Raw genomic sequence first — 19,607 nt, forward strand, 5'->3', positions numbered from 1 at the left:
GTGGGTAATTTCCGGGAGGACACGCGATGACGTCACGCACCTATATTGCCGGGGTCGGCATGATCCCGTTCGTCAAGCCCGGCGCCAATGCGCCGTATCACGTGATGGGCGCCGAAGCGGCGAAGCTGGCGCTCGCCGACGCCGGGCTCGACTACGGCCGCGTGCAGCAGGCCTATGTCGGCTACGTCTATGGCGACTCCACCTGCGGGCAGCGCGCGCTCTATCCGGTCGGGATGACCGGCATCCCGATCGTCAACGTCAACAACAACTGCTCGACCGGCTCGACCGCGCTGTTCCTGGCGCGGCAGGCGATCGAGTCAGGCGCGGCCGATTGCGTGATGGCGCTCGGCTTCGAGCAGATGAAGCCCGGCGCGCTCGGGGCCGTGTTCACCGACCGTCCCAGTGCGTTCGACGATTTCGACGCCGCGGCCGACAAGCTGGTCGACGCGCCCGGCGTGCCGCTGGCGCTGCGCTATTTCGGCGGCGCCGGCCTCAGCCACATGAAGAAATACGGCACGCCGCTCTCCGCCTTTGCAAAAGTGCGCGCCAAGGCGAGCCGTCATGCCAAGAACAATCCACTGGCGCTGTTCCGCAAAGAGGTCACCGCCGACGACGTGATGAACGACCAGGTGATCTGGCCCGGCGTGATGACGCGGCTGATGGCGTGCCCGCCGACCTGCGGCGGCGCCGCCGCGATCCTGGTCTCGGAGAAATTCGCCGACCAGCACGGCCTCAACAAGCAGGTCCGCATCGCGGCGCAGGCGATGACGACCGACACGCCCTCGACCTTCGGTGCGTCAGACATGATGCAGGTGGTCGGCTACGACATGGCGCGGGATGCCGCGCGCAAGGTCTATGAGGCCGCCGGCATCGGGCCTGATGATCTCGACGTCGTCGAGCTGCACGACTGCTTCGCGCACAACGAGCTGATCACCTATGAGGGGCTTGGCCTGTGCGGCGAGGGCGAGGCCGCGAAATTCATCGACGACGGCGACAACTCCTATGGCGGCAGGATCGTCACCAACCCGTCCGGCGGGTTGCTGTCGAAGGGCCATCCGCTCGGCGCCACCGGGCTTGCGCAGTGCTATGAGCTGACGCGGCAGCTGCGCGGCACCGCTGCGGCGACGCAGGTGGAGAGCGCGCGGATCGGCTTGCAGCACAATCTCGGCCTCGGCGGCGCCTGCGTCGTGACGCTCTACGAACGCGCTTGAGGTCGTCATGGTCGATCAATCCGCTGTCGGGCGTACATTTACGCCCGTGACCGCGCGCGTCGAGCCGGGGCGGCTGCGCTTCTTCCTCGATACGCTCGGCGAGACGAATGCCGTCTATCGCGACGAGGCGGCCGCGCAAGCGGCCGGCTTCACGGCGGCGCCGGTGCCGCCCACCTATCTGTTCTGCCTCGAGATGATGGATGCGCCGGACCCGTTCGAGTTCCTCACGGCGCTCGACATCGATCTGGCGCGCGTGCTGCACGGCGAGCAGCGCTTCGACTATCATGCGCCCGTCGTGGTCGGCGACACCTTGACCTTCCGCCCGCGCGTCACTGGCGTGACCGACAAGAAGGGCGGGGCGATGACGCTGATCGTGGTCGACACCCCGGTCACCAACCAGAACGGTGTCCATGTCGCCGATGTCTCGCGCACCGTCGTGGTACGCAATGCGAGGCCGTCATGAGCAGCTCTCCCTCTGTCGGCGACCGCATCGTCCACAAGGAGTTTCCACCGATCACCCGCCATCGCCTCGCGCTGTATAGCGGCGCCTCCGGCGATCACAATCCGATCCATGTCGACATCGATTTCGCGAAGGCGGCCGGCTTCCCCGACGTGTTCGCGCACGGCATGCTGGTGATGGGCTATCTCGGCCAGGCGCTGACCGACGCGGTGGCGCCGTCGCGCATCCGCTCGTTCTCGACCCGCTTTGCGGCGATCACCCAGCTCGGCGCGAAGCTGACCTGCGAGGGCACGGTGACCGAGCTGGTCGAGCAGGGCGGTGAGAGGCGCGCAATACTCGCGCTGACCACCAGGGATCAGAACGGCGAGATCAAGCTCGCCGGCGAGGCGGTTATCGCGCTGTAGTGCGAAAGGTCTCGCCACGAGGGATTGTGCGCTCCCTCGCCCCGCTCTTGCGGGGAGAGGGTTTGGGTGAGGGGCTGCTTCCGCGCACTCTGGAGGTGGTGAGACCTGTACCCCCTCACCCGGAACGCATCTGACAATGCGTTCCGACTTCTCCCCGCAAGCGGGGCGAGGTGAGGCGGGCATACCGCAAAGATCACGTTGTTTGAGGGAGGTTTGAATGTCAAAGCTGCAAGGCAAAGTCGCGCTCGTCTCGGGCTCCGGCCGCGGCATCGGGCGCGCGATTGCGCTGAAGCTCGCGAACGAGGGCGCGCGCGTCGTGGTCAACGACCTCGATGCCGAGCCGGGCGATGCGGTCGTCGCGGAGATCAAGGCCATGGGCGGCGAGGCGATCGCGGTCAATGGCAGCGTGACCGAAGCCGGCTTTGCCGATCGCTTCGTCGGCGCCGCGATCGAGCGGTTCGGCGGTCTCGACATCATCGTCAATAATGCCGGGTACACCTGGGACTCGACGATCCAGAAGATGACCGACGAGCAGTTCCAGGCGATGCTGGACGTCCATCTGGTCGCCCCGTTCCGCATCATGCGCGCGGTGTCGGAGCCGATCCGAGTGATGGCGAAGAGGGAGGCCGAGGCGGGCCGCGAGGTGTTCCGCAAGGTCGTCAACATCTCCTCGATCGCGGGCCTCTACGGCAATGCCGGGCAGGCGAGCTATTCGTCCGCCAAAGCATCGCTGATCGGGCTGACGCGCACGATGTGCAAGGAGTGGGGCCGCTACAAGGTCAACGTCAATTGCGTGGCGTTCGGCCTGATCAACACCCGCCTGACCCAGCCGATCGAGACCCAGCAGAAAACCATCGACGTCGCCGGCCGCGACATCAAGGTCGGCGTCCAGCCGCAGATGCTGGAGGCGATGGGCCGCATGATCCCGCTCGGCCGCGGCGGCACGCCGGAGGAGGCGGCCGATGCGGTCTATCTGTTCTGCGCTCCGGAATCGAATTACATCAGTGGTCAGGTGATCGTCGCCGGCGGCGGTCTTCTGATTTAATACGAGGGCAGAATGCACTACCGATCGTCCTGGATGACCGAGGAGCTGGACACCTTCCGAGACCAGTTCCGCAAATTCCTCGCCAAGGATCTGGCGCCGCACGCCGAAAAATGGCGCGAGCAGAAGCTGGTCGATCGCTCGGCCTGGCGCGCGCTCGGCGAGATGGGCGCGTTGCTGCCGAGCGTGCCCGAGGCCTATGGCGGCTTAGGGGCCAGCTTCGCCTATGACGCCGCCGTGCTCGATGACCTCGAGAGCACGGTGCCGGAGCTGACCACCGGCGTCTCCGTGCACAGCGCGATCGTCGCGCATTACATCGTCAACTATGGCTCGGAGGAGCAGAAGAAACGTTGGCTGCCGAAGATGGCGTCGGGTGAGATGGTCGGCGCCATCGCGATGACCGAGCCCGGCACCGGCTCGGATCTGCAGGCCGTCAAGACCACGGCGAAGAAGCAGGGCAATTCCTACGTCATCAACGGCCAGAAGACTTTCATCACCAACGGCCAGGCCGCCGATCTCGTCATCGTGGTGGCGCGGACCGGGGCTCCGGGCGCCAAGGGCATCTCGCTGATCGTGGTTGAGACCGCGGGCGCCGAGGGGTACCGGCGCGGGCGCAACCTCGACAAGATCGGGCTGCACGCATCAGACACGTCGGAGCTGTTCTTCGATAACGTCACGGTGCCGCCGGAGAACCTGCTCGGCGCCGAGGAGGGCAACGGCTTCGTACAGCTGATGCAGCAATTGCCGCAGGAGCGGCTGTCGCTCGCGATCGGCGCGGTCGCCTCGATGGAGCGCGCGGTCAGGATCACCGCCGAATACACCAAGGAGCGCACCGCGTTCGGCAAGCCGCTGCTCGAATTCCAGAACACCGCCTTCAAGCTTGCCGAGCGCAAGACCGAGGCGATGATCGCCCGCGTGTTCGTCGACTGGTGCGTCGAGCGCCTGGTCGCCGGCGACCTCGACACCGTGACGGCGTCGATGGCGAAATGGTGGTGCTCGCAGAAGCAGGTCGAGACCGCCGACGAATGCCTGCAGCTGCATGGCGGCTACGGCTACATGCAGGAATATCCGATCTCGCGCATGTTCATCGATTCCCGCATCCAGAAGATCTATGGCGGCACCAACGAAATCATGAAGCTCCTGATCGCGCGTTCGCTGTAGGCGGGCGCATCTTTGGCCGTCGTTCCGGGGCACGCGAAGCGTGAACCCGGAATCTCGAAGTTGCGGCTTGAGATTCCGGGTTCGATGCTCGCGCATCGCCCCAATGACGCGGAGGGGTGAGTGCGCGCTCATCTCCTTCGGCCGTGCGCCGCTACATCGCCCGTACGTTCTTGAGGAACTTGTCGACCTGAACTTCCAGCTCTGAGGCGTTGCTGGCGAGCTCTCCGGAGGCCGCCAGCACGTTCTCGGCGGCCTTGCTGGCATCGTCGATCGCCTTGGTCGTGCCGTTGATGTTTGCGGTGACCTCCTTGGTGGCCGCGGCCTGTTCCTCGACCGCGCTGGCGATCACGGTCGAGATCTCGCTGATCTGGACGATGACCTGCGAGATCGCCTTCAGCGCCGTGGCGGTGTTGCCGGTCGCGGCCTGCATCTCGTTGATCTGCGCCGAAATGTCTTCCGTGGCCTTGGCGGTCTGGTTGGCCAGCGCCTTCACCTCGGAGGCGACGACGGCGAAGCCGCGTCCGGCCTCACCGGCCCGCGCGGATTCGATGGTTGCGTTGAGCGCAAGCAGGTTGGTCTGGCCGGCGATTTGGCTGATCAGGGCGACGACGTCGCCGATCTTCTGCGCCATGGTCACGAGACCCGCGACCAGCTTGTCGGACTTCTCGGCTTCGTCGACCGCCATGCGGGCAATGCGGCTCGCCTCGGCCACCTGGCGGCTGATCTCGTTGACCGAGGACGACAGCTCCTCGGACGCGGACGCCGCGCTCGCCGAGCGCTGATTGACGAATTCGGCGGTCGTCGTCAGCGATCGCGCAGTGCCCTGCATTTGCGTCGACGCCGACGCCAGCATCCCGGCAAGGCCCTTCACGTCCTTCTCGAAATCGTCCGCCAGCTTCACATTGCCTGTCACGACCGACCAGCTCAGCATCGCGCCGGTGTAGTTGCCGCGCTTGTCGGTCAGCCCGGAGACCCGCAGGTCGAGCGTTTCCGGACCGAGCTTGATCTTGGCCGCATGCGGCAGGTTTTTGGGATCGCCGACGATGCGGCGCTGGTGCGCCGGGTTCTTGTGGAAGATGTCGAACGAGTTGCCGAGGATCTTGTCCGGCGCCACCGGAAGCAGGTGCTTCACGGTGTCGAGCGTCTTGAGGCTGGTCTGGTTGATGTAGGTGATGTTGAAATCGGTGTCGCACATCATGATGTTGATCGGCATGTTGTCGAGCATCTGCAACAGCCGTTCGGTCTGCGTTTCAAGCCGCGCCTTCTCGGTCGCGAGCTCCCAGGTCAGCATCGGGCCGGTGTAGCGGCCGCGCGAATTGGTCATCGCCGTCACGGTGAGATCGAGCGTCTCGCCGCCGATGGTGATACGCGCCTTGTGCGGCAGGTTCTTCGGGTCGGACAGCAGCCGGCGCTGATGCTGCGGGTTCCTGTGAAATATATCGATCGATTGCCCGATCAGCGCGTCGACCTTTACCGGCAGCACATGCTCGATCTTCTTCAGGTTCTGCCGCGTCGACTCGTTGATGTAGGTGATTTTGAAATTGTCCAGCTCGCAGAGCATGACACTGATCGGCATGTCGTCGAACAGCCGGTACGAACTGTCCGAGCCGATCACGCTTGCGACGCTCTTCATCCCCAACATGCATTGCCTCCAGCCTTGATAATGATCTTGGTGAATTGAAACGGTGCACCTGATCGGCAGCGGAATGCCTTCCACCGCCGGCCCCACGCAGGTGCGTTACACGATTTACAATTTCTGACTGTGTGGAACGGTAAGCGATTCGAATTCCACCAAGAAGGGCACGCAATGCGCCGCGTGCGATCGCACAAGGTCGAACGCGCGATGCTCGCGATGAGCGCAGCCGAAAACGTCGCACAACACCGCGATTTGCCGTGAAATCCGCGCGATCCGGCGACGAAGATGTGAAGCGGCCGATCGCTGCACCGTAATCTTACGGAAGCACACGCGTGCGCTCCTAATGATTGTTATCGTGCACATAACGTGTGGCTCATGCAGATTGTGCCACGCCATCGCGCGCAGCGGAGAGCTCTTGACTGCAATCGTCTCGGCGGCCACGCGCTGTCGGTCTTGGCGATGCGGCGTGCGAGCATTCTTTCGCCTGCGCTCTGTTGAGTCGATCGGCGCCTCGTGATGACAGGGCGGCCGCATCGTCGATGCGGGTGTTCATGAAAGAAGCCCGCGCAGGTTGATCATGCCGCGCGAGACCCGATCGGGGTCACGGACCGGCGTCGTGGTCCCGCGCGAGCGCAACGAGATCGCCCTCGAGCCGGACGATCGTGACCTGCGTTGCTTGCCGGCCGGCGGTTTCAATCCTGCCGGCGATCGTCCGCTCTGCGGAAATCGATGACGAAACGGCGTTGCCCATTGCCTACCGCATGGCTTGGCGCCGCTGCGCGCGGGAGACGCAGCTTCGGCCTTGCACCCTATTTCCGTCTATCATACCCCGTGGGACCACGATCCGCGCGAAGCTCAAACGCGCGCCAGTACTTGCAGGGAGCCCTCATGACCAAAAGCAATGCCCGCACCGGAGGCCAGATCCTGATCGACCAGCTGGTCGCGCAAGGGGTGGAGCGCGTCACCTGCGTGCCGGGCGAGAGCTATCTGGCGGCGCTCGACGCCTTGCACGACAGCGCGATCGACGTCGTGATCTGCCGCGCCGAGGGCGGGGCCGCGATGATGGCGGAGGCCTATGGCAAGCTCACGGGACGTCCGGGCATCTGCTTTGTCACCCGCGGTCCGGGCTCGACCAATGCCGCCCATGGCGTGCACATCGCGATGCAGGACTCCACCCCGATGATCCTGTTCGTCGGCCAGGTCGACACCGGCATGCGCGAGCGCGAGGCATTCCAGGAACTCGACTACAAGGCGGTGTTCGGCACGATGGCGAAATGGGCGGTCGAGATCGATCGTCCGGATCGCATTCCGGAACTGGTCGCGCGCGCCTTCCGCGTCGCGCTGCAGGGCCGGCCCGGTCCGGTGGTGATCTCGCTGCCGGAGAACATGCTGACTGAAACCGCCGCGGTCGCCGACGCGCCGAAGGTCGAGCCTGCGGCGACCTGGCCTGCGCCGGCCGATCTCGAGCGCCTCGGCAGCATGCTCGCCGGCGCCAAGGCGCCGATCGTGGTGCTCGGTGGCTCGGCCTGGACCGCGGAGGCCGCCAAGGGCATTGCGCGCTTCGCCGAGCGCTTCGACCTGCCGGTTGCCACCTCGTTCCGCCGCGCCTCGCTGTTCGACGCCGACCACTCGCATTATGCCGGCGATCTTGGCATCGGCCCGAGTCCGAAGCTCAGGGATCGCATCACCGGCGCCGACGTCATCCTCCTGATCGGCGGCCGCATGTCGGAAATGCCGTCCTCGTCCTACACGCTGCTCGACATTCCGGTGCCGAGCCAGAAACTGATCCATGTCCATCCCGGCGCCGAGGAGCTCGGCCGTGTCTACCAGCCGGCGCTGGCGATCCAGGCGACGCCTGCGGCCTTTGCCGCCGCGGTCGAGACCATGATGCCGGCGGCAGTGCCGGCCTGGAAGGGCGAGGCGGCCAAGGCGCACGCGGATTACCTCGCCTGGACCGACAAGCCGCGCGAGCTGCCGGGCAGCTTCCAGTATGGCGAGGTCGTGACCTGGCTGCGCGATCGCCTGCCGAAGGATGCCATCGTCTGCAACGGCGCCGGCAATTATGCCGGCTGGATTCACCGCCACCATCGCTTCCACGCTTTCGCCGCGCAGCTCGCGCCGACCTCGGGCTCGATGGGCTACGGCGTGCCGGCGGCTGTGATGGCCAAGCGGCATCATCCGGACCGGGTCGTCGTGGCGTTCGCCGGCGACGGCTGCTTCCTGATGAACGGGCAGGAGTTCGCCACCGCCGTGCAGTATGACGCGCCGCTGATCGTCGTCGTCATCGACAACGCGCAATACGGCACCATCCGCATGCATCAGGAGCGCGACTATCCGGGCCGCGTCGTCGGCACCCAGCTCAAGAACCCGGACTTCGCGCTTTACGCCAAGGCGTTCGGCGGCCATGGCGAGCGGGTCGAGCGCACCGAAGACTTCGCGCCCGCGTTCGAGCGCGCGCTGGCCTCCGGCAAGCCCGCGATCCTGCACTGCCTGGTCGATCAGCGTGCGCTGTCGGTCGGCAAGGATTTTGCGCCGCAGGCCACGCGCTAGGGCATGATCCGGAAAAATGCGAAGCGGTTTTCCGAGGAGATCATGCCCAAACAAAAGTCCCGTCACGTCGCGATCATCGGGGCCGGCGCGGTCGGCGTCATCAGCGCCATCGAGGCGCTGCGTGCGGGCCACAGCGTAACCTTGATCGATCCGGGCGAGCCCGGCGGCACCCAGGCGGCGAGCTACGGCAATGCCGGTTGGCTGTCGTCGCATTCGGTGATCCCGCCGGCCGAGCCGGGCACCTGGAAGAAGGTGCCGGGCTATCTGATGGATCCGCTCGGGCCGCTGGCGATCCGCTGGTCGTATCTGCCGAAGGCCTTGCCGTGGCTGGTCAAGTATCTGCTGTCGAGCCGGACCGAGGCGCAGGTCGAGGCCACCGCGCGGGCGATGCGCGATCTCCTGAAGGATGCACCGCTGCTGCACCGGCAACTCGCCGAGGAAGCCGGCGTGGGCGAATTGATCGAGCGGCGCGGGGTGATGCATGTGTTTCCCTCACGCGCGCCGTTCGACCGCGATCTCGGCTGGCGCATCCGCAAGCGCGTCGGCATCGAATGGCTGGAGCTCGATGAAGACGAGATGCGCCAGCGCGAGCCCGATCTGCATCCGCGCTACAAATTCGGCGTCGTGGTGGAGGAGGCGGGCCGCTGCCGCGATCCCGGCGCCTATGTCGCGGCGCTTGCCGCGCACGCCGTCGCGAACGGCGCCGAACGCGTCGCCGCCAAGGCAACGGGCCTCAGGCTCGCCGGTGACAGGCTTGTCGCTGTGATCACCGAGAGCGGCGAGATTGCCTGCGACGCCGCCGTCGTCGCCGCGGGCGCGCGCTCCAGGCAATTGACCGCCTCGATCGGCGATCCGCTGCCGCTGGAGACCGAGCGCGGCTATCACGTCATGATCGAAAATGCGGAATCCGGCCCGCGCAATTCGATGATGGCCTCCGATGCCAAGATGGTCGTCAACTGGACCGATAAGGGCCTGCGCGCCGCCGGCACGGTGGAGATCGCGGGGCTTGACGCCGCGCCGAACTGGAAGCGCGCCGAAATCCTGCGCAAGCACCTCTTCAATATGTTCCCGAAGCTGCCGACGGATATTCCGCCATCGCGGATCAAGACCTGGTTCGGCCATCGGCCGAGCATGCCGGACGGGCGCCCCTGCATCGGTTATGCCCGTGCCACGCGCGATGTGGTCTACGCCTTCGGCCACGGCCATGTCGGCCTGGTCGGATCGGCCCGGACCGGCCGGCTGGTCGCGCAACTCCTGAGCGGCAAGGCGCCGGAGATTCCGCTCGCCCCGTTTGCGCCCTCGCGCTTCCTGTAGGAAGCAACGGCGGCGAAGCCTCAGCTGTCGCCGGCCCAGGCCGTGATCGCGGCCGGTGCGATCACGCGTCGCGGTGCGTGCGGATTGATCGTTCCGGCGCTGACGTCCTGCGTCTGAACGAGCAGCGTGCGCGCAAACGCCTTGGCGTCCTGCTCGGTCGTGAAGGTACGGGTCTGGCGCGCGAAGCGGTGATGTCCGGCGTCAGGATTTCGCATGGCGAACGAGACGTACCAGATGGCCTTGTCGGTCTTCATCGCGCCTCTTTGGTGGTAATCCGCCCGCGCGATCGCGACGTGATGCTCGATGCTCGATGTGCAAAAAGTGCCAAGACAAAGAATCCTGAAATACAACACATTGCGGCGAATAGGCTCCTCGGCGAACCAGCAATGCTACAGCATCGGCACGTCTACCGATACTGGCGGCATATTACCTGTCAACCGATGGGTGAAATGACAATGCGCCGTTGCGACGTTGGTTCCATCCGGCAAATTGTCATGTCGGACGAGGCGCTGGTCGCGGTCCGCGAGGGCGAAGCGGCGGCCCTGAAGCCCGTGAACTGGTGGCGAGCCGTCACGACAAGTGTCGATACTTTCGAACGCTCGACGTAGGCCTCGCTAAATGACTTGGTCCTCCTTGCGGGCTGCGTTGATGGTTTCCTCCACCTCGGCGGCAAGGGCCGTGAGATGTTCGGCGAGCTTGCTGAACAACTCGCGCTTGCGCATGTCAGTCGCCAGGTCTCGGATCAACGCACATTCCGCCGCGTCGCGGCGAAGCTTTTCGAGATGCGTCAGCATGTCCTGCATTTTTCGTCCCCGAATGCCGTACTCCGCAACGCTAAGGCGGCACAGAACCGCGTAACAATAACCTGTGATAATTTTCGCGAACCTTGGCGAGGGTCGCGTATTTTTCTGACCCTCAAGGCAAGCTTGGCTTGCGACATTCAGTGTCGTCCCTGCGAAAAGCAGGGACCCATAACCACAAGCGCTGATTGGTGTGCTTCGCTGGAATGACCAGCTTTGTTCACAACATCCGCCGCGGCGTATGGGTCCCTGCTTTTCGCAGGGACGACAGCGAGGATGAGGCGATAGCGCTGCCTCTCTCACGACCCGATCCGCACCACCATCTTGCCGAGCGCCGCACGGGTCTGCATGGTGGTGAAGGCCGCGCGAAAATCGTCGAATGCGAACACCTTACCGACAACAGGCGTCAGTCGGCCATCGTTCAGCCATGCCGACAATTGCGTCATCACGCGCGCCTGCGCCTCGGGCTCGCGCCGCGCGATCTGGGCGGCATCGACGCCGATCAGGAAGCCGCCTTTCAGGAGCGGCAGATTGAACGGCAAAGCGGGAATGTTGCCGGCCGCGAAGCCGACCACGACATGGCGGCCGTTCCAGGCGATCGAGCGGAACGCCTGCAGCGAGACCCCGCCGCCGACCGGATCGAAGATCACGTCGGCGCCGTGGCCGCCGGTCGCGTCCTTCAGCGCGTCGCGCCAGTCGGGTTTCGTGTAGTCGACGACAGCGTCGGCACCGAAGCTTGCGGCGAAGTTGCGCTTCTCCTCCGTCGAGGCCGCGGCGACGACGCGCGCGCCGAGCAGCTTGCCGATTTGAATGGCGGCGATGCCGGTGCCGCCGGCGGCGCCGAGCACCAGCAACTGCTCGCCGGCCTTGAGCGAGCCGCGCTCGCCGAGCGCATAGAGCGCGGTGAGGTAATTGGTGCGAAAGGCCGCGGCGGCCTCCATCGACAGTCCGTCGGGCATGATCTCGACGGCGTCGCGTGGCACCACGATGTGCTCGGCCAGCGCGCCCGAGCGCGCCGCGCCCATCACCCGCATGCCCGGCGCGATGCCGGCGACGTCGCCTGCGACCGCATCGACCACGCCGGCGAATTCCGCGCCCGGCGTGAAGGGCAGGGCATCCTTGGTCTGATAGCGGCCCTCGACCTTCAGCCCATCGACGAAGCCGATGCTCGCGGCGTGGACCTGGACTCGGATCTGTCCGGGGCCGGGTTCGGGGGTGGCGATCTCCCTCAGCCCGATCTGATCGATGGGCGCGTATTGCTCGACGACGACGGCCTTCATCCTGTCCTGCTCATTGGTTGGTTTCCTCGAGACCCTTTTCCGCTCCGATTGAATCGGAACGGGGCCCCGGATTCTTGTGTTGACGCGTCTTCTTCACGCGAGCCGGTAGCCAGTTCGCGCGAATACACTTCCGGCAAACCTATCCCATGTCCGTTGTTCTACGGGGAGGGGATTTGCGCATGCGACGGCAGGCTCGCATGCGGAAAGCCAGCATCTTCAACGACATCGCGAAAAGACCGGCGTTTACCCGTTGTTATCCCTACCAAATTCGGTAACGCGTCCTTAATGGCGTTAACGTTAGGGTTTTCCACGCGGCCCGCCTTGGGCTGCGCGCCGTCCAGGACGGGCAGGTTGCGTACGCGTTGGAGTCTCCTATGGATATCATGACTGGCGCCGGGCTGTTGGCTGGCATCATCGTCATCGCGGTGATGATGTTCATGGGCGGCGACCTGCACATGTTCATCTCCGAACACGCCATGATCATCATCTTCGGCGGCTCGATCGCGGCGACGATGATCCGCTTCCCGCTGGGCGTGATGCTGCATGGGCTGCCGCTCGGCGCCAAATTCGCCTTCACGATGAGCCGGCTGTCGGCCCGCGACCTCGTCGACGAGCTCGCCCGCATCGCCGAGATCGCCCGCAAGCAGGGGCCGGTCGGCCTCGAAAAGGTCGAGACCGACGAGCCGTTCCTCGCCAAGGGCATCCGTTACGTCGCCGACGGTTACGACCTCGAATTCATCCGCGACAACATGGAGCGCGACCGCGACAACTTCCTGATGCACCTCGACGAGGGCAGCAAGATCTATCGCGCGATCGGCGACTGCGCTCCGGCGTTCGGCATGATCGGCACGCTGATCGGCATGGTGCAGATGTTCGCCAACATGACCGACCCCTCCAAGCTCGGCCCGTTCATGGCGACCGCGCTGCTCGCGACGCTGTACGGCGCGCTGGTCGCCAATTTGTTCTGCCTGCCGATCGCCGACAAGCTGCACGGCAAGCTGCTCGACGAGGAGACCAACCGCACGCTGATCATCGACGGCATCCTGATGATCCGCGACTCCAAGAGCCCGGCGCTGGTGCGCGAGATGCTGCTGGCCTATCTGCCGGAGAAGCATCGCCAGGAGGAAGGCGAGCCGGTTCCGGCCTGACCGGACCGCGCTTTCGGGAAACGCAGCGATGGCCAAGAAAAAGCGCGGCGACGCCCATACCGGAGGTCACGGCTGGTTCGTGACCTTCGCCGACCTGATGGGCCTGATGATGAGCTTCTTCGTGATGCTCGTCGCGTTCTCCACCATGGACAACAACAAGCTGAAGATCGTCGCCGGCTCGATGCGCGATGCCTTCGGCGTGCAGACCAATGTGCGCTATTCCGGCATCGTCGAATCCGACGGCCTGCCGACCCGGCCGAAGCTGAAGAACGTCGAGCACATCTCGCCGGAAGAGTCCTCCGCCAATCCGACGCCGGACGAGAAGGAGCGCAGCCAGATCAACGGCGCGCGGCTGAAGATCGACCGCGAATTTGCGCTCGCCTCGGCCTCGCTCCGCCAGGCGCTGCAGGACATGCCGGAGCTGACCGAGATCTCCAAGAACATCATGTTCGAGGAGACCAAGGAGGGGCTCAACCTCGAGATCGTCGACCAGGACGGCCGCTCGATGTTCGCGGACGGTTCCAGGGAGCCGTACGACCGCACCCGCCGGCTGATCCAGAAGCTGGCCGCGCCGCTGAAGGCGACGCCGCTGCGGGTTGCGATCGTGGGGCATACAGCCGCAGGCTTCGTGCCGGCGCGCAGCGATTATGACGGCTTCGACCTGTCCGCGGACCGCGCCAACGCGGTGCGGCAGATCCTGGAGCGGGAAGGGCTGCCGCCGTCGCATATTTTCGCGGTTTCAGGCAAGGCCGACGGCCAGCCGCTGTTTCCCGACGATCCGACGCTGCCGGCCAACCGTCGCGTGACCATCACGTTGATGCGGGAAAATCCGCCGCTGCCGCCGGATCTGAAGCCGTAGCTCTGGGTTACCATACTACCGTCAACTACCATTGTTGCGCGGTTGACACGCGATGCGGAAGCGTCGATAGCCGCGCGGATCAAATCAACCGATCGGGCGTTCCAACCTCGCCATGGCTGTCAGCGTCTCATCTACCGAAGCTCAGGAAGGACAACCGACCTCCAGCTTCTGGGCCCTGACACTCGGCAGCATCGGGGTGGTGTTCGGCGATATCGGAACTTCGCCGCTCTACGCATTCCGTGAGGCGGTCGGCGGCGCCGCGCACGGCCAACCGGTCACCCGCATCATGGTGCTGGGCGTGCTCAGCCTGATCCTGTGGGCGCTGTTCACCGTCGTCACCGCGAAATACGTGCTGTTGCTGCTGCGCGCCGACAACAATGGCGAGGGCGGCACGCTCTCGCTGATGGCGCTCGGCCAGCGCGCGATCGGTCGGCGCAGCTGGCCGCTGCTCGCGCTCGGCGTGGTCGGCGCCTCGATGTTCATCGGCGATTCCATGATCACGCCGGCGATCTCGGTGCTGTCGGCGGTCGAAGGCCTCAAGCTCGCCACCCCGCATCTCGAGCACTATGTGGTGCCGCTGACGATCCTGATCCTGGTCGTGCTGTTCTCTGTGCAGAGTTCTGGCACCGCGCGCGTCGCTTCCGCCTTCGGTCCGGTGATGGTAGTGTGGTTCGCCTCGCTGGCGGTGATGGGGCTCGTTCACATCATGGACGACCCGTCGGTGCTGGCGGCGATCAATCCCTATTACGCGCTCCAGTTCATGCTGACCCACGGCACCATCGGCCTGGTGACGCTGGGCGCGGTATTCCTCGCGGTGACCGGCGGCGAGGCGCTGTATGCCGATCTCGGGCATTTCGGCCGCAAGCCGATCCAGTCCGGCTGGTTGTTCTTCGTGCTGCCGTCGCTGCTGCTGAACTATTTCGGGCAGGGCGCGCTGGTGCTGTCCGATCCCAGCGCGATCGAAAACTCGTTCTACCGCATGGTGCCCGACGTGCTGCTGCTGCCCCTGGTCGGGCTCGCCACCGCCGCGACGGTGATCGCGAGCCAGGCGGTCATCACCGGCGCCTATTCGCTGATCAGCCAGGCGGTGCAGCTCGGGCTCTTGCCGCGCTTCGAGGTTCGCTACACCTCGGAGACCCATGCCGGTCAGATCTATCTGCCGCGCGTCAACCGGCTGCTGCTGATCGGCGTGCTGCTGCTGGTGCTGCTATTCCGCACCTCGAGCGGGCTGGCGTCGGCCTATGGCATCGCCGTCTCCACCACGATGGTCGCCGACGGCATCATGGGCTTCATCGTGATCTGGAAGCTGTGGAACTGGCGCGTGGCGTCGGCGGCGGCATTGATCCTGCCGTTCGTGATCGTCGACATGACCTTCTTCAGCGCCAATCTCCTGAAGCTGTTCGAGGGCGCGTGGGTGCCGCTGCTGTTCGGCGTCGTGATGGCGACGATGATCTGGACCTGGCGCCGCGGCGCCGCCATCCTGGTCGCCAAGACCCGACGCATCGAGGTGCCGCTGCGCGACCTGATCCACAGTCTGGAGAAGCGGCCGCCGCATATCGTCAAGGGCACCGCGGTGTTCCTGACCAGCGATCCGAGCTTCGTGCCGACCGCGTTGCTGCACAATCTCAAGCACAACAAGGTGCTGCACGAGCACAACGTGATCCTGACCATCGAGACCGCACCGACGCCGCGCGTCGATCTATCCGAGCGCGTCAACATGGAGAAGGTGAGCGACAAGTTCACCGCGGTGCGGCTGCGCTTCGGCTACATGGAATCGCCGAACGTGCCCAAGGCGCTGGCGGTCGCGCGCAAGCTCGGCTGGCAGTTCGACATCATGTCGACCTCGTTCTTCGTGTCGCGCCGCTCGCTGAAGCCGTCGGCCCAGTCCGGCATGCCGCAATGGCAGGACCACCTGTTCATCGCGATGAGCCGGTCCGCCAATGATGCCACCGACTATTTCCAGATCCCGACCGGCCGGGTGGTTGAAGTGGGTACCCAGGTAACTATCTGACCGGGCGCAGGATTCTGACATTGATCGGCCGTGACCCATGCGTGATGTGCATGGCGGAGGCCTGAATCCGGGCTAACCTATGCATTCCTGCCGGGAGTATAGCGCTGCGACCCGGCATTGTGCGGTGCGGCAGAAGACAGAGGCACAGCTTCCCCATGTCATCCGAGAGTGCGATCACCGCGGCGGAAACGCCGGCGGCAAACGGCAATGGTGAGGCGCATTCAACCGCCACCTTCAAGGCCCTGATGCTCGGCAGCATCGGTGTCGTCTATGGCGACATCGGCACCAGCCCGCTTTACGCCTTGCGCGAGGCCGTCGTTGCCGCCGCCGGCGGCGAGGGCGCGGTGACGGCGCATGCGGTGCTCGGCGTGCTCTCGCTGATCCTCTGGGCTTTGATCGTCGTCGTCACGCTGAAATACGTCGTGATCCTGCTGCGCGCGGACAACAATGGCGAGGGCGGCACGCTGGCGCTGATGGCGCTGGCGCAGCGCGCGGCGACCAAGGGCGGCGCCGCGATCGTGCTGCTCGGCATCATCAGCGGCGCGCTGTTCTATGGCGACGCCGTCATCACGCCGGCGCTCTCGGTGCTGTCGGCAATCGAGGGCATCAAGCTCGTCACCTCGACATTCGATCCCTATGTCGTGCCGCTCACGGTGGTGATCCTTGTCGTCCTGTTCGCGGTGCAGTCGCGCGGCACCGCGCGCGTCGCGGCCTTCTTCGGCCCGGTGATGTGCGTATGGTTCGCCCTGATCGCGGTCGCGGCGCTGCCGCAGATCGCGCGGCATCCCGAAGTGCTATACGCGCTCAATCCGATTCTCGCGGTGTCGTTCATGCTGCATCACGGCGTGATCGGCTTCATCACGCTCGGTGCGGTCTTCCTCGCGGTGACTGGCGCCGAGGCGCTCTATGCCGACCTCGGCCATTTCGGCAAACGCCCGATCCAGACCGCGTGGCTGTTCATCGTGCTGCCGTCGCTGGCGCTGAACTATCTGGGGCAGGGCGCGCTCCTGATCGGCAATCCCAAGGGCATCGAGAACCCGTTCTTCCTCATGTTCCCGGACTGGGCCTTGATCCCGATGGTTGCGCTGGCGACCATGGCGACCGTGATCGCGAGCCAGGCCGTCATCACCGGCGCGTATTCGCTGACGCGGCAGGCGATCCAGCTCGGCCTGTTGCCGCGGTTCGAGATCCGCCACACCTCGGAGGCGCATTCCGGGCAGATCTACATGCCGCGCATCAACCGTTTCCTGTTCATCGCGGTCATCGTGCTGGTGCTGATGTTCCGCTCGTCGAGCGCACTGGCGTCGGCTTACGGCATCTCGGTGACCGGCACCATGGTGGTGACGGCGATGATGGGCTTTGTCGTGATCTGGAAGGTCTGGCGCTGGTCGCCGATCGCGGCCGCCGCGCTGGTCGCGCCCTTCCTGTTCCTGGACATCACCTTCCTGGCCGCCAACCTGCTCAAGGTGTTCGAGGGCGGCTGGGTGCCACTCGCGCTTGGCGGCGCCATGATCGTGGTGATGTACACTTGGCGGCGCGGCAGCCGGCTGTTGTTCGAGAAGTCGCGCAAGCTGGAATTCCCGCTCGCCGATCTCGTCGCGATGTTGGAGAAGCGGCCGCCGCAGCGTGTCACCGGCACCGCGGTGTTCCTGACCAGCGACCCCGTCAGCGCGCCGACCGCGCTGATGCACAGCCTCAAGCACTACAAGGTGCTGCACGAGAAGAACGTCATCCTGACCATCGAGACGGCGCCGACGCCGCGGATCGATCCGTCCGAGCGGGTGCGGATGGAGCAGCTGAGCGAGACCTTCTCCAAGGTGACGCTGAAGTTCGGCTTCATGGAACAGCCGAACGTGCCGAAGACGCTGGCGATCGCCCGCAAGCTCGGCTGGCAGTTCGACATCATGTCGACCTCGTTCTTCCTGTCCCGCCGTGCGCTGAAGCCGGCGGCGCATTCGGGCATGCCGAGCTGGCAGGACCATCTGTTCATCGCGCTGAGCCGCTCCTCGAACGACGCCACCGACTATTTCCAGATCCCGACCGGGCGGGTGGTCGAGGTCGGCACGCAGGTCACGATCTAGCGGTCCTGCCAGTCACATCCTGCGAGTCATCTAACCCGTTTCGGACGCTTGATTTTCTCTGCGCAAGAGGCGACTTTGCGGCCCGGAACGGCGGGCCGCGCGACGCTCGCCAAGCTGATATCGGGAGGATATTTCCGTGGCGGACCACAAGGTGGAAGATTTGTTTCCGGACGAGGTGTCGAAGGGCATAGCGGAAGGCCGCTATCTGCTGGTCGACGTCCGCGAGCCCAACGAGGTCGCCGTCGAGGCCTATCCCGATGGCGTCGTAGTGCCGCTGTCGACGTTCGATCCGGCGGCGATTCCCGATCCGCAGGGCAAGCAGGTGGTGTTCGCCTGCCGCTCCGGCAAGCGCTCGGTGACGGCTTCGCTGGCCGCCCAGGCCGCGGGCCTGCCCTACGACAAGCACCTGGCGGGCGGCATCATCGGCTGGAAGGCGGCGGGACTGCCGACCAAGACCGGCGGCTGATCCCTGACATGACCTCCATGAACAAGGTCTTCGCGGACCTTCCTGTCACCATCTTCGAGGCGATGTCGCAGGCCGCGCGCGACAACAACGCCATCAATCTCGGCCAGGGCTTTCCCGACGATCCCGGTCCGGAGGACATCCGCCGCGCCGCCGCGGACGCCTCGATCAACGGCTACAATCAATATCCGTCGATGATGGGCATCCCGGAACTCCGTCAGGCGATCGCATCGCATTACGGCCACTGGCACGGACTCAAGCTCGATCCGATGACCGAGGTGATGGTCACCTCCGGCGGCACCGAGGCGCTGACCGCCTCGATCCTCTCCGTGGTCGAGCCCGGTGACGAGGTGGTGTGCTTCCAGCCGGTCTATGATTCCTATCTGCCGATCATCCGCCAGGCCGGCGGCATTCCGCGGCTGCTGCGGCTCGAACCGCCGGAGTGGCGGCTGAGCGAGAAGATGCTGCGCAGCGTCTTCAACCACAAGACCAAGGCGGTGCTGTTCAACAATCCGCTCAATCCGGCGGCGGTGGTCTATCCGCGCGAGGACCTCGAACTGTTGGCGCGGTTCTGCCAGGAATTCGACGCGGTTGCGATCTGCGACGAGGTCTGGGAACACGTGGTGTTCGACGGCCGCGAGCACATCCCGCTGATCACGATCCCGGGCATGCGCGACCGCACCATCAAGGTCGGCAGCGCCGGCAAGATCTTCTCGCTGACCGGATGGAAGATCGGCTTCGTCTGCGCCGCGCCGCCGCTGCTGCGCGTCGCGGCGAAGGTGCACCAGTTCCTCACCTTCACGACGGCGCCCAATTTGCAAGCGGCGGTGGCATTTGGCCTCGGCAAGCCCGACGACTATTTCCTCGACATGCGCAAGGACATGGCGCGGAGCCGTGACCGCCTGACCAAGGGGTTGGAGAGCATCGGCTTTCCGGTGCTGAAGTCGCAGGGGACCTACTTCCTCACCGTGGACCTGTCGCCGCTCGGGCTCAACGAGACCGATGCCGAGTTCTGCTGGCGGATCGTGCAGGACTACAAGGTCGCGGCGATCCCGGTGTCGGCGTTCTACGAGCAGGATGCGGTGACATCGGTCGTGCGTTTTTGCTTCGCCAAGAAAGACTCAACGCTCGACGCCGCGCTGGAGCGGTTGTCGGACGCCGTTCACCGCCGCAAGAGGTAGGCCAGA

Annotated in this window: 19 protein-coding genes; 14 read left to right on the top strand and 5 right to left on the bottom strand. The window is 65.2% G+C overall.

Annotated features, from left to right (window positions below; translation table 11 throughout):
• Positions 1-26 precede the first annotated feature (26 nt).
• The 5 genes from ACVMDN_RS13120 (at position 27) to ACVMDN_RS13140 (ending at position 4,278) form a co-directional block, all read left to right on the top strand.
• Positions 27-1,211: a lipid-transfer protein gene (locus ACVMDN_RS13120; RefSeq protein ID WP_141340559.1), complete on the top strand. Its 1,185-nt coding sequence runs from the start codon at positions 27-29 to the stop codon at positions 1,209-1,211.
• A 7-nt stretch (positions 1,212-1,218) separates the two neighbouring features.
• A complete protein-coding gene (locus tag ACVMDN_RS13125; protein WP_076826485.1) occupies positions 1,219-1,674 on the top strand; it encodes a MaoC family dehydratase N-terminal domain-containing protein in 456 nt (151 codons plus the stop codon).
• Complete coding sequence (locus tag ACVMDN_RS13130; protein ID WP_141340560.1) at positions 1,671-2,075, top strand: MaoC family dehydratase; 405 nt, start codon at positions 1,671-1,673, stop codon at positions 2,073-2,075. Before ACVMDN_RS13125 ends, ACVMDN_RS13130 begins: the two co-directional genes overlap by 4 nt.
• Before the next feature lie 217 nt (positions 2,076-2,292).
• Entirely contained in the window at positions 2,293-3,120 is an 828-nt protein-coding gene (locus tag ACVMDN_RS13135; RefSeq protein ID WP_076826488.1) for an SDR family NAD(P)-dependent oxidoreductase, read from the top strand.
• A gap of 12 nt (positions 3,121-3,132) precedes the next feature.
• Positions 3,133-4,278 carry an acyl-CoA dehydrogenase family protein gene (locus ACVMDN_RS13140; RefSeq protein ID WP_057019698.1) on the top strand — a complete coding sequence of 382 codons (1,146 nt, stop codon included), beginning with the start codon at positions 3,133-3,135 and terminating at the stop codon, positions 4,276-4,278.
• A 151-nt stretch (positions 4,279-4,429) separates the two neighbouring features.
• On the opposite strand, the gene ACVMDN_RS13145 is transcribed toward ACVMDN_RS13140, so the two are convergent.
• Both ACVMDN_RS13145 and ACVMDN_RS13150 read right to left on the bottom strand, forming a co-directional pair.
• Positions 4,430-5,920 carry a methyl-accepting chemotaxis protein gene (locus ACVMDN_RS13145; protein ID WP_063790157.1) on the bottom strand — a complete coding sequence of 497 codons (1,491 nt, stop codon included), beginning with the start codon at positions 5,918-5,920 and terminating at the stop codon, positions 4,430-4,432.
• 595 nt (positions 5,921-6,515) lie between these two features.
• A complete protein-coding gene (locus ACVMDN_RS13150) occupies positions 6,516-6,665 on the bottom strand; it encodes a hypothetical protein (protein ID WP_159109436.1) in 150 nt (49 codons plus the stop codon).
• Between the two features lie 137 nt (positions 6,666-6,802).
• On the opposite strand from ACVMDN_RS13150, the gene ACVMDN_RS13155 reads away from it, so the two are divergent.
• Positions 6,803-8,464, top strand: a complete 1,662-nt coding sequence (locus ACVMDN_RS13155) for a thiamine pyrophosphate-binding protein (RefSeq protein ID WP_076826490.1) — start codon at positions 6,803-6,805, stop codon at positions 8,462-8,464.
• A gap of 42 nt (positions 8,465-8,506) precedes the next feature.
• The gene (locus tag ACVMDN_RS13160) at positions 8,507-9,778 is read left to right on the top strand and encodes an NAD(P)/FAD-dependent oxidoreductase (protein ID WP_076826735.1); all 1,272 of its coding nucleotides are present in this window, start codon (positions 8,507-8,509) and stop codon (positions 9,776-9,778) included.
• Between the two features lie 20 nt (positions 9,779-9,798).
• On the opposite strand, the gene ACVMDN_RS13165 is transcribed toward ACVMDN_RS13160, so the two are convergent.
• The gene (locus tag ACVMDN_RS13165; protein WP_057019701.1) at positions 9,799-10,032 is read right to left on the bottom strand and encodes a hypothetical protein; all 234 of its coding nucleotides are present in this window, start codon (positions 10,030-10,032) and stop codon (positions 9,799-9,801) included.
• Positions 10,033-10,074: 42 nt separating this feature from the next.
• Here ACVMDN_RS13165 and ACVMDN_RS13170 point away from each other — a divergent pair, with 42 nt between their 5' ends.
• Entirely contained in the window at positions 10,075-10,386 is a 312-nt protein-coding gene (locus ACVMDN_RS13170) for a hypothetical protein (protein WP_246786574.1), read from the top strand.
• A gap of 6 nt (positions 10,387-10,392) precedes the next feature.
• Here ACVMDN_RS13170 and ACVMDN_RS13175 read toward each other — a convergent pair whose 3' ends face one another.
• Entirely contained in the window at positions 10,393-10,581 is a 189-nt protein-coding gene (locus ACVMDN_RS13175) for a hypothetical protein (RefSeq protein ID WP_016848414.1), read from the bottom strand.
• Positions 10,582-10,877: 296 nt separating this feature from the next.
• Positions 10,878-11,858, bottom strand: a complete 981-nt coding sequence (locus tag ACVMDN_RS13180) for an NADPH:quinone oxidoreductase family protein (RefSeq protein ID WP_141340563.1) — start codon at positions 11,856-11,858, stop codon at positions 10,878-10,880.
• A gap of 374 nt (positions 11,859-12,232) precedes the next feature.
• Here ACVMDN_RS13180 and ACVMDN_RS13185 point away from each other — a divergent pair, with 374 nt between their 5' ends.
• The 6 genes from ACVMDN_RS13185 to ACVMDN_RS13210 all read left to right on the top strand — a co-directional run bounded on the left by ACVMDN_RS13185 (position 12,233) and on the right by ACVMDN_RS13210 (position 19,601).
• Positions 12,233-13,006, top strand: coding sequence for a motility protein A (locus tag ACVMDN_RS13185; RefSeq protein ID WP_016848416.1), 774 nt, complete (start codon positions 12,233-12,235; stop codon positions 13,004-13,006).
• A gap of 28 nt (positions 13,007-13,034) precedes the next feature.
• Positions 13,035-13,865: an OmpA/MotB family protein gene (locus tag ACVMDN_RS13190; protein ID WP_028334286.1), complete on the top strand. Its 831-nt coding sequence runs from the start codon at positions 13,035-13,037 to the stop codon at positions 13,863-13,865.
• A 112-nt stretch (positions 13,866-13,977) separates the two neighbouring features.
• Positions 13,978-15,876, top strand: coding sequence for a potassium transporter Kup (locus ACVMDN_RS13195; protein ID WP_038376908.1), 1,899 nt, complete (start codon positions 13,978-13,980; stop codon positions 15,874-15,876).
• 155 nt (positions 15,877-16,031) lie between these two features.
• Positions 16,032-17,957 (top strand): potassium transporter Kup, encoded by a 1,926-nt coding sequence (locus tag ACVMDN_RS13200; protein WP_057019704.1) that lies wholly within the window; start codon positions 16,032-16,034, stop codon positions 17,955-17,957.
• A 136-nt stretch (positions 17,958-18,093) separates the two neighbouring features.
• Positions 18,094-18,423: a rhodanese-like domain-containing protein gene (locus tag ACVMDN_RS13205; RefSeq protein WP_016848419.1), complete on the top strand. Its 330-nt coding sequence runs from the start codon at positions 18,094-18,096 to the stop codon at positions 18,421-18,423.
• A gap of 8 nt (positions 18,424-18,431) precedes the next feature.
• Positions 18,432-19,601, top strand: coding sequence for an aminotransferase (locus ACVMDN_RS13210; protein ID WP_200844431.1), 1,170 nt, complete (start codon positions 18,432-18,434; stop codon positions 19,599-19,601).
• Positions 19,602-19,607: the final 6 nt, after the last annotated feature.

Source organism: Bradyrhizobium sp. USDA 4510, assembly GCF_054059095.1.

Bases quoted from the DNA above. Each gene is read 5' to 3' on its own strand.
- ACVMDN_RS13120 (WP_141340559.1), top strand. From the start codon at position 27: ATGACGTCACGCACCTATATTGCCGGGGTCGGCATGATCCCGTTCGTC.
- ACVMDN_RS13125 (WP_076826485.1), top strand. From the start codon at position 1,219: ATGGTCGATCAATCCGCTGTCGGGCGTACATTTACGCCCGTGACCGCG.
- ACVMDN_RS13130 (WP_141340560.1), top strand. From the start codon at position 1,671: ATGAGCAGCTCTCCCTCTGTCGGCGACCGCATCGTCCACAAGGAGTTT.
- ACVMDN_RS13135 (WP_076826488.1), top strand. From the start codon at position 2,293: ATGTCAAAGCTGCAAGGCAAAGTCGCGCTCGTCTCGGGCTCCGGCCGC.
- ACVMDN_RS13140 (WP_057019698.1), top strand. From the start codon at position 3,133: ATGCACTACCGATCGTCCTGGATGACCGAGGAGCTGGACACCTTCCGA.
- ACVMDN_RS13145 (WP_063790157.1), bottom strand. From the start codon at position 5,920: ATGTTGGGGATGAAGAGCGTCGCAAGCGTGATCGGCTCGGACAGTTCG.
- ACVMDN_RS13150 (WP_159109436.1), bottom strand. From the start codon at position 6,665: ATGGGCAACGCCGTTTCGTCATCGATTTCCGCAGAGCGGACGATCGCC.
- ACVMDN_RS13155 (WP_076826490.1), top strand. From the start codon at position 6,803: ATGACCAAAAGCAATGCCCGCACCGGAGGCCAGATCCTGATCGACCAG.
- ACVMDN_RS13160 (WP_076826735.1), top strand. From the start codon at position 8,507: ATGCCCAAACAAAAGTCCCGTCACGTCGCGATCATCGGGGCCGGCGCG.
- ACVMDN_RS13165 (WP_057019701.1), bottom strand. From the start codon at position 10,032: ATGAAGACCGACAAGGCCATCTGGTACGTCTCGTTCGCCATGCGAAAT.
- ACVMDN_RS13170 (WP_246786574.1), top strand. From the start codon at position 10,075: ATGCTCGATGCTCGATGTGCAAAAAGTGCCAAGACAAAGAATCCTGAA.
- ACVMDN_RS13175 (WP_016848414.1), bottom strand. From the start codon at position 10,581: ATGCAGGACATGCTGACGCATCTCGAAAAGCTTCGCCGCGACGCGGCG.
- ACVMDN_RS13180 (WP_141340563.1), bottom strand. From the start codon at position 11,858: ATGAAGGCCGTCGTCGTCGAGCAATACGCGCCCATCGATCAGATCGGG.
- ACVMDN_RS13185 (WP_016848416.1), top strand. From the start codon at position 12,233: ATGGATATCATGACTGGCGCCGGGCTGTTGGCTGGCATCATCGTCATC.
- ACVMDN_RS13190 (WP_028334286.1), top strand. From the start codon at position 13,035: ATGGCCAAGAAAAAGCGCGGCGACGCCCATACCGGAGGTCACGGCTGG.
- ACVMDN_RS13195 (WP_038376908.1), top strand. From the start codon at position 13,978: ATGGCTGTCAGCGTCTCATCTACCGAAGCTCAGGAAGGACAACCGACC.
- ACVMDN_RS13200 (WP_057019704.1), top strand. From the start codon at position 16,032: ATGTCATCCGAGAGTGCGATCACCGCGGCGGAAACGCCGGCGGCAAAC.
- ACVMDN_RS13210 (WP_200844431.1), top strand. From the start codon at position 18,432: ATGACCTCCATGAACAAGGTCTTCGCGGACCTTCCTGTCACCATCTTC.